Raw genomic sequence first — 8,007 nt, forward strand, 5'->3', positions numbered from 1 at the left:
TGGTGCGCCGGGCTTGTTGGCCACCATGCCGCACACCGCGCTGACGCGCGCTGCGCGGGGGACACCAGCTTCGGGGTGTCAGGACCACGCGACTTGACCGGTCGTGCCTCGCCGTTCGTCCGCGCGATCAACTCACGCTGCGGCCAGCCACGCCCATCGCATCCCGCTGCCAACGTCTCGTGACGGTCGCGACACGCCCCTCATGCGGCAGCAGGACGGGCGGAAACATCGACCTGATTTGCCCGACACGACAAGGGATGAGGCCTGCGGCATCGTAACGCGACGGGCAGTTTGCGCATGACGCACATGCGTGGATTGCCCGTCGTGCAGCGGCGGCCATGACAGGCAGGCACCATCTTGCCAGCCCGGACGCGGCCCAAAATTCCGCTGTCGTCCCGGCGAACGCCGGGACCCATAACGCGGGTGCTCTCGAGAAACATGGCTGTCAGTTGCCTGCCTCTCAGCCGCCGGTGGTGATGGGTCCCGGCTCAAGGCCGGGACGACGGCGGAGTGTGAGGCGGGACCACGCTCTCCAAATTCGAGGCAACCAATGTCAGGTGCAGCGCGCTTTGAAATTTGCGGCAACGAGCTTGGTCATGACGTCGTTGAGATGCGCCTGGTCGCGCGTCTCGATCACCAGCTCGAGCAGGGTCGCCTTGGCCGGCAGATCCGAGAAGGTGCGCTGGTGCGAGACCTCGATGATGTTGGCGCCAGCATCCGCAAGCAGGGTCGAGACCGCCGCGAGCTGTCCGGGACGATCGACGATGTCGATCGACAGCTGTGTCAGTCGGCCTTCGCGCGCCAGCTCGCGCGTGAGCACGGAGGCGATCAGGCGGGTGTCGATGTTGCCGCCACACAGCACGAGGCCGACATTGCGGCCGGCGAACGGCGCGGGATGCGCCAGCACCGCGGCGAGGCCGACAGCGCCGGCGCCCTCGACCACCGTCTTCTCGATCGAGATCAAGGTCGCGAGCGCGCGCTCGATCTGCGGCTCGGTGACGAGCAGGATGTCGTCGACGAGATGGCGGATGATCTCGGTCGTGATCCGGCCCGGCGACTTCACCGCGATGCCCTCGGCCAGCGTGTCGCCGCGCATCGGCAGCTGACTGCCGTTGATCGCGTTGAACATCGACGGGTAGAGCTCGGCCTGCACGCCGATGATGCGCAAGCCCGGCTTGATCGCCCGTGCCGCCACCGCCATGCCGGAGATCAATCCGCCGCCGCCGATCGGCACGACGAGCGTATCCAGTTCCGGGACGACGGCGAGCATCTCCAGCGCGACCGTGCCCTGCCCCGCGATGATCAGCGGATCATCATACGGATGGATCATGGTCATGCCGTGAGCGGCGCCGTGCTCCCTGGCGAAGGCGCCGGCCTCCTCCAAGGTGGCGCCGGAGATCACGACCTCGGCGCCGTGCCGCTTGGTGTTCTCGATCTTCACCATCGGCGTGCCCACCGGCATCACGATGGTGGCGGGAATGCCGAGCCGCCGCGCATTGTAGGCGACGCCCTGCGCATGGTTGCCGGCGGACATCGCGATCACGCCGCGCGCGCGCTGTTCGGCCGACAACGCGTTCAGCCGGTTCAACGCGCCGCGCTCCTTGAACGAGGACGTGAACTGCAGGTTCTCGAACTTGAGCCAGATGTTGCAGCCGCAGATCTCGCCGAGCGTCCGGCTCTGGTTGCAGGCGGTTGCCAGCACCGCGCCGCCGATAGTGTCCGCGGCGGCGCGGACGTCGTTCACGGTGACGGGTAGCGCATTCAGGTCGATGGCGGTCATGGCTCTGCCTATCCCCAACGTGCCTCATTGCACGGCGCTGCCGGCAAAGCGCCGGCGCCTGCACGATCCTGCGGAACCAGCCGGCCGCGGGCGCAGCCGGCTGATCTGTGTCGATCTCAGCCGAGATCGGGCAGCCCGAGCATCAGCCGCATGTTCTGCACGGCCGCGCCCGACGCACCCTTGCCGAGATTGTCGAGCCGCGCCACCAGCACCGCCTGATGATGCTTGTCGCTGGCGAACACGTGGAGCTCGAGCTGATTGGTGTCGTTGAGCGCCTCCGGCTCGAGCCGGCCGCTCTTGGCCGCCGTGCCGTCGAGCGGCATCACCGCGACATATCTGCTGCCGGCATAATGCTTCGCCAGCGCGGACTGCAGATCGGCCCCCGACGGCTTGCCCGGCAGCGTGTCGAGCTGCAGCGGCACCGAGACCAGCATGCCCTGCCGATAGTTGCCGACCGAGGGAATGAAGATCGGCCGCCGCGTCAGCCGCGAATACAGCTGCAGCTCCGGCAGGTGCTTGTGCTCGAGGCCGAGACCGTACAGTTCGAAATGCGGAGCCGTTCCGCCCTCATAGGCCGCGATCATGGTCTTGCCGCCGCCCGAATAGCCGCTGACGGCGTTCACGGTGACCGGATAGTCCTGCGGCAGCAGGCCGGCATCGACCAGCGGCCGCAGCAGCGCGATGCCGCCGGTCGGATAGCAGCCGGGATTGGAGACCTTGCGCGCGCTCCGGATTTTGTCCGCCTGGCCGGCGGCGAGTTCCGGGAAGCCATAGGCCCAGTCCGGCGCCACGCGATAGGCGGTGGACGCATCGAGCACCTTCGGCGCCGACGAGCCCATGCCGTCGATCAGCGCCACCGTCTCCTTGGCCGCGTCATCCGGCAGGCAGAGAATGACGAGATCGACCTCGGCCATCAGCGCCCGCTTGGCGGCGGGATCCTTGCGCTTGTCCTCGGCGATCGTTTTCACGACGATATCGCTCTGATGCGCGAGCCGTTCGGCGATGCCAAGGCCTGTCGTGCCCGAGCCGCCGTCGACGAACACGGAGCGTGTCGCGGTGTGAGCCTTCGGCGGGTTGCTATCGATCACGGACATGACACGCTCCTTCAGGTCTGGGTTTCGCCGGCGAAGGCCTCAGGCCGCGCCTGCCGCATGAGAGAGGAAATCTGTTGCGCGCCGATGTCGGGCTGCTCGCCAAGCCTGGCTGCCACCGCCGCGTAGTCGGCTTCGGACTTGTGCTGGTTGAGCTTGAAGCTGCCCTCGACCTGCTCGATCGTCATGACGATCCCGACGATCGCCTTGTGCATCGCCTCGAGCCGGCCGGCACTCATCTTGTCCGAGGTCCACGGCGCCTTCGGCAGCAGCCATTGCTCGAACTTGGCGCTGAGCGTATCGGCCTGCGCCGCCAGCTCAGCGTCGGACAAAACCCGCGCCGGGCCGGTCAGGTGGACCGCCTGATACAGCCAGGTCGGCACCTGCTCCGGCGAGACGTACCAATCGGCGGAGACATAGGCGTCGGGACCGTTGACGGCGAGCAGCCACGGCGTCGTGCCGTCGGCGAGCTTGGCCAGCGGATTGTTGCGCGCGACATGGAAGAACGCCTGCGGCGTGCCGTCCGCCAGCGCGCCCAGATGGAAAGGCAACGGAGATGCGATCGGCCTGAAGCCGTCCCACGCGCAGACCGTGCCGAAGCCGCGCGCGTCCGCGAAGCCGAGGCTTGCGGCGCGGTCGGGCTTGAAGGGCGGTGGCGTGTACATCGCAAACTCCTGCTGGACGAAGGAGCCGCCTGATCGATCACGCTGCAAGGGGGAGGATTGCCGCGGGACCGGATCCGGCGGCAACGGGGATGATCTAACCGCAGATCATCGCCCGTACCGCGAAGGTACGGCGGCGCATGCCGGCGATGATGAAAGCTGCGTTGATCATGGGCGCAGGCGTATAGAGCGCGCCGGTTCCTGCGTCAAGGTCGCAACGCGCGGCATCTCACACCGAGCGCCAGAGCCATTCCATGATCCGCCCGATCACGTCGCCGAACAGCAGCAGCGCGGCCGACCACACCAGGGCCGAGACGAAATTGGCGACCTGGAACATCATGTAGGGCATCTCGAAGATGCCGGCCGCCAGCGGCACCGAGGCGCGCAGCGGTCCGAAGAACCGGCCGATGAAGATGCTCGGCACACCCCAGTCGCGCACGAAGGCCTCGCCGCGTGGCAGCAGCTCCGGATAGCGCGTCAGCGGCCACATCTTCGCGACGCGGTCCTTGTAACGGTAGCCGAACCAATAGGAGACCCAATCCCCCAGCGCCGCGCCGAGGCCGCCGGCCAGCCACATCGGCCAGAAGCTGATCCCGGTCGCGCCGATCAGGGCGCCGATCGCCACCAGGGCGCCCCAGGCCGGAATCAGGAGCGAGATGAAGGCCAGGGACTCGCCGAAGGCCAGCAGCAGGACGATCGGCGCAGCCCAGGCCTGATGGTCGCGCACGAACTCGGCAACCGCGCGGCCAAAATCTTCCATCTGCTCGACGCCTTTCCTGCGACCCGGCTGTAAGTGCTTGAAGCCCTTCGCGGTTCCCTGCCGCCGACTGGTACGCCACGGAGCCGGGCAACTTCAAGTCACAACAACCGGCTGCGGCGCGTGAACGCAGCCGATCGGGCCGCGGAACCGTCGCACCGCCGCGTTCCGCTGCAGGGGGCGGTGTTTCCTCAGTCATTGTTTTATGCCGGGGCATGGCATAGTCAGGCGCAACGATTCGTTCCATCTCGCGCAAGCGCAACATCAAGATTCCATGGGTAAGCCGTTGAAATCAGCTGCAAAAGCCAAGGCCAAGGGGGTCCCCGACCCGCTGGCGGCGTTCGCCGCCAAGGGCAAGGCCCAAGCCAAGGTCCAAGCCAAGCCCGCTGCCAAGCCAGCCGCCCGCGCGGCCGGCTCCGAGGGCGAATATACCGCCCGCGACATCGAGGTTCTCGAAGGTCTCGAGCCGGTGCGCCGCCGCCCCGGCATGTATATCGGCGGCACCGACGAGAAGGCGTTGCACCATCTGTTCGCCGAGGTCATCGACAACTCGATGGACGAGGCGCTGGCCGGCCACGCCACCTTCATCGAGGTCGAGCTCGACGCCGAGGGCTTCCTGACCGTGACCGACAACGGCCGCGGCATCCCGATCGACCCGCATCCGAAGTTTCCGAAGAAGTCGGCGCTCGAGATCATCATGTGCACGCTGCACGCCGGCGGCAAGTTCGACTCCAAGGTCTACGAGACCTCGGGCGGCCTGCACGGCGTCGGCATCTCCGTGGTGAACGCGCTGTCGACCCGGCTCGAGGTCGAGGTCGCGCGCAACCAGAAGCTCTACCGCATGATCTTCGAGCGCGGCCATCCCAAGGGCAAGCTCGAGGAGGTCGGCAAGGCCCCCAACCGCCGCGGCACAAAAGTTCGCTTCCAGCCCGACCCGACCATCTTCGGCGCCAAGGCGACCTTCAAGCCGCAGCGCCTGTTCAAGATGGCGCGCTCCAAGGCCTATCTGTTCGGCGGTGTCGAGATTCGCTGGAAGTGCGATCCGTCGCTGCTCAAGGGGATCGAGGATGTCCAGCCCGAAGCGACCTTCCACTTCCCCGGCGGCCTGAAGGACTATCTGGCCGCGGCGATCCACGCCGACACGCTGGTCCACCCCGACATCTTCGCCGGCAAGTCCGGCCGCACCGGCGGCCATGGCGGCTGCGAATGGGCGGTGGCCTGGACCGCCGACGCCGACGGTTTTCTCTCGTCCTACTGCAACACCATCCCGACGCCGGACGGCGGCACCCACGAATCCGGCATCCGCAGCGCCCTGCTCCGCGGCCTGAAGGACCACGCCGAGCGTGTCGGCCAGGGCAAGCGCTCGGCCAACATCACCTCCGAGGACATCATGGCGGGCGCCGCCATCATGCTCTCGGTGTTCGTGCGCGAGCCGGAGTTCCAGGGCCAGACCAAGGACCGCCTGGCGACCGCCGAGGCACAGCGCATCGTCGAGCAGGCCGTGAAGGACCCGTTCGATCACTGGCTGTCCGGCAACCCGGTACAGGCGAACCGGCTGCTCGATTTTGTGGTTGAGCGTGCCGAGGAGCGCATCCGCCGCCGCCAGGAGAAGGAGACGGCGCGCAAGACCGCGACCAAGAAGCTGCGCCTGCCCGGCAAGCTCGCCGACTGCACCGACGCCGGCACCGAAGGCTCCGAGCTGTTCATCGTCGAGGGCGATTCGGCCGGCGGCAGCGCCAAGCAGGCGCGCGACCGCAAGAAGCAGGCGGTGCTGCCGCTGCGCGGCAAGATCCTCAACGTCGCCTCGGCCGGCAAGGATAAGCTGACCGCCAACGCCCAGCTCGCCGACCTCGTGATGGCGATCGGCGCCGGCACCGGTGCGTCTTATCGGGAAGAGGACCTGCGCTACCAGCGCATCATCATCATGACCGACGCCGACGTCGACGGCGCCCACATCGCCTCGCTGCTGATCACGTTCTTCTACCGGCAGATGCCGCGGCTGATCGACGAGGGCCATCTCTATCTGGCGGTACCGCCGCTGTACAAGCTCACGCACAACAGCAAGACGTTCTATGCCCGGGACGATGCGCACCGGGAGGAGTTGCTGAAGCGCGAGTTCAACGCCAACGCCAAGGTCGAGATCAGCCGCTTCAAAGGCCTGGGCGAGATGATGCCGGCGCAGCTCAAGGAGACCACCATGGATCCGGCGAAGCGGACCCTGCTCCGGGTCATGCTGCTCGCCGATGATCGCGACGGCACCGCCGACTCGGTCGAGCGCCTGATGGGCACCAAGGCCGAGGCGCGTTTCGCCTTCATCTCGGAAAAGGCGGAATTTGCCAGCGACGAGCTGCTCGACGTCTAGCTTTTGACCTGATTTCTCGCCTCAATTGCAGGTTCCACGCCTTCGCGTGGGCCTGCTTTTCTTTTGAAAGTTCAATTTGTTACCGGAGCGTCCGGCGTCCCGCAGCGCACTTTCCCCTCTGGTGTGCTCCTCCGGCAACAGCTTTTGGGCACCAATCGGCTATAGTTCGGGCACGACTGGCGAGGGAATCGCCGCAACTTTACGGTCTTTGCGAACCGTCGCTCTCTTGGGGATTTGAATATGAAAAAGCTTTTGCTCGCTTTGACCGCGGTGGTGGCGATGACCGGTGCGGCGTCGGCTGCCGACCTGGCTGCTCGCCCCTATGTGAAGGCTCCGATGGCGCCGGTCGCGCCGAGCTGGACCGGGTTCTACATCTTCGGCGGTGGCGGCGGTGGCCTCTGGAACGCTGACACCAACGTAAATACGGTTGGCGGCTTGGCGATCACCCGCGATCAGCGCAACGGTGGCAACGGCTGGTTCGGCACCGTCGGCGCCGGCTATGACTGGCAGTTCAACGGCTCGTGGCTGGCCGGCGTGTTCGCCGACGGTCAGTTCGGCGACATCCGTGGCTCGATGACCGATCCGAACTTCGCTCTCGAAGGTCGTGAGAAGCTCCGCACCAGCTACGCCGCCGGTGTCCGCGTCGGCTACCTCGTTGCTCCGAACGTCCTCTCCTACGTCAATGGTGGCTACTCCGGCTCTGATTGGTCGGGTGCCGGCCTGTCGACGCTGGCTGCCGGCGGCGGCGCGGTCGTGGCGAACACGCCCTCGTTCCATCGCGACGGCTGGTTCATCGGTGGTGGCGTCGAGAACAACCTGAACATCTTCGGCATCTCGGCGCCGGGCTGGTTCATGAAGACGGAATACCGTTCGGCCTACTACAGCCGCGTGACCCTCCCGGAGACGGCTGTCGGCGCTGCTGCTCCGTTCCAGACCGTGACCTTCAAGCCGTGGGTGCAGACCATCAGCACCTCTCTGGTCTACCGCTTCAACTGGACCGGTCCGGTCGCCAAGTACTGAGCGGCCCTTCCTCTGGTCGAATCGAACTGATTGTGAAAAGCCCCGGTCGATCCGGGGCTTTTTGTTTTGGCGCACGAGCCGCTGGTCATCCGTCGCGCCGGCCGCTAGCTTCCTGCTCAACGAGGTTTCACAAAAATGCGGCAGCGGCGTCTCGCATGCGATGACGCCGGTCGACCAGGGAGGACATGGCCATGCGGAGATTCCTGATGATCGGCGGCCTGCTTCTGCTCGCCGTCGGCCTGTTGTGGGTCGGCCAGGGCACCGGTGTCGTGGCTTGGCCGCGGACGAGCTTCATGATCAACCAGTTGCAATGGGCCGGCTATGGCGTCGGCATG

6 protein-coding genes are annotated in these 8,007 nt (G+C 66.5%); 2 read left to right on the forward strand and 4 right to left on the reverse strand.

All coding sequences use genetic code 11. The features are described from left to right. Positions 1-553 precede the first annotated feature (553 nt). The 4 genes from BRAS3809_RS07540 to BRAS3809_RS07555 form a co-directional block, all read right to left on the reverse strand. On the reverse strand, positions 554-1,780 hold the full coding sequence (locus tag BRAS3809_RS07540) for a threonine ammonia-lyase (protein WP_008961491.1): 1,227 nt from the start codon (positions 1,778-1,780) through the stop codon (positions 554-556). A 116-nt stretch (positions 1,781-1,896) separates the two neighbouring features. Further along, positions 1,897-2,874, reverse strand: a complete 978-nt coding sequence (gene argC / locus BRAS3809_RS07545; RefSeq protein WP_008961492.1) for an N-acetyl-gamma-glutamyl-phosphate reductase — start codon at positions 2,872-2,874, stop codon at positions 1,897-1,899. Between the two features lie 11 nt (positions 2,875-2,885). After that, positions 2,886-3,536, reverse strand: coding sequence for an FMN-binding negative transcriptional regulator (locus tag BRAS3809_RS07550; protein ID WP_008961493.1), 651 nt, complete (start codon positions 3,534-3,536; stop codon positions 2,886-2,888). A gap of 226 nt (positions 3,537-3,762) precedes the next feature. Continuing rightward, positions 3,763-4,293 (reverse strand): DedA family protein, encoded by a 531-nt coding sequence (locus BRAS3809_RS07555; RefSeq protein WP_008961494.1) that lies wholly within the window; start codon positions 4,291-4,293, stop codon positions 3,763-3,765. 271 nt (positions 4,294-4,564) lie between these two features. Between BRAS3809_RS07555 and parE the strand changes: the two genes are divergently transcribed. Both parE and BRAS3809_RS07565 read left to right on the forward strand, forming a co-directional pair. Then, positions 4,565-6,652: a DNA topoisomerase IV subunit B gene (gene parE, locus BRAS3809_RS07560; protein WP_008961495.1), complete on the forward strand. Its 2,088-nt coding sequence runs from the start codon at positions 4,565-4,567 to the stop codon at positions 6,650-6,652. A gap of 240 nt (positions 6,653-6,892) precedes the next feature. Continuing rightward, positions 6,893-7,672 carry an outer membrane protein gene (locus BRAS3809_RS07565; RefSeq protein WP_008961496.1) on the forward strand — a complete coding sequence of 260 codons (780 nt, stop codon included), beginning with the start codon at positions 6,893-6,895 and terminating at the stop codon, positions 7,670-7,672. Positions 7,673-8,007: the final 335 nt, after the last annotated feature.

Source organism: Bradyrhizobium sp. STM 3809, from assembly GCF_000239795.1.
Taxonomy (GTDB): Bacteria; Pseudomonadota; Alphaproteobacteria; order Rhizobiales; family Xanthobacteraceae; genus Bradyrhizobium.

Coding starts and splice junctions, on each gene's coding strand:
- parE (WP_008961495.1), top strand. CDS start 4,565: ATGGGTAAGCCGTTGAAATCAGCTGCAAAAGCCAAGGCCAAGGGGGTC.
- BRAS3809_RS07540 (WP_008961491.1), bottom strand. CDS start 1,780: ATGACCGCCATCGACCTGAATGCGCTACCCGTCACCGTGAACGACGTC.
- BRAS3809_RS07555 (WP_008961494.1), bottom strand. CDS start 4,293: ATGGAAGATTTTGGCCGCGCGGTTGCCGAGTTCGTGCGCGACCATCAG.
- BRAS3809_RS07565 (WP_008961496.1), top strand. CDS start 6,893: ATGAAAAAGCTTTTGCTCGCTTTGACCGCGGTGGTGGCGATGACCGGT.
- argC (WP_008961492.1), bottom strand. CDS start 2,874: ATGTCCGTGATCGATAGCAACCCGCCGAAGGCTCACACCGCGACACGC.
- BRAS3809_RS07550 (WP_008961493.1), bottom strand. CDS start 3,536: ATGTACACGCCACCGCCCTTCAAGCCCGACCGCGCCGCAAGCCTCGGC.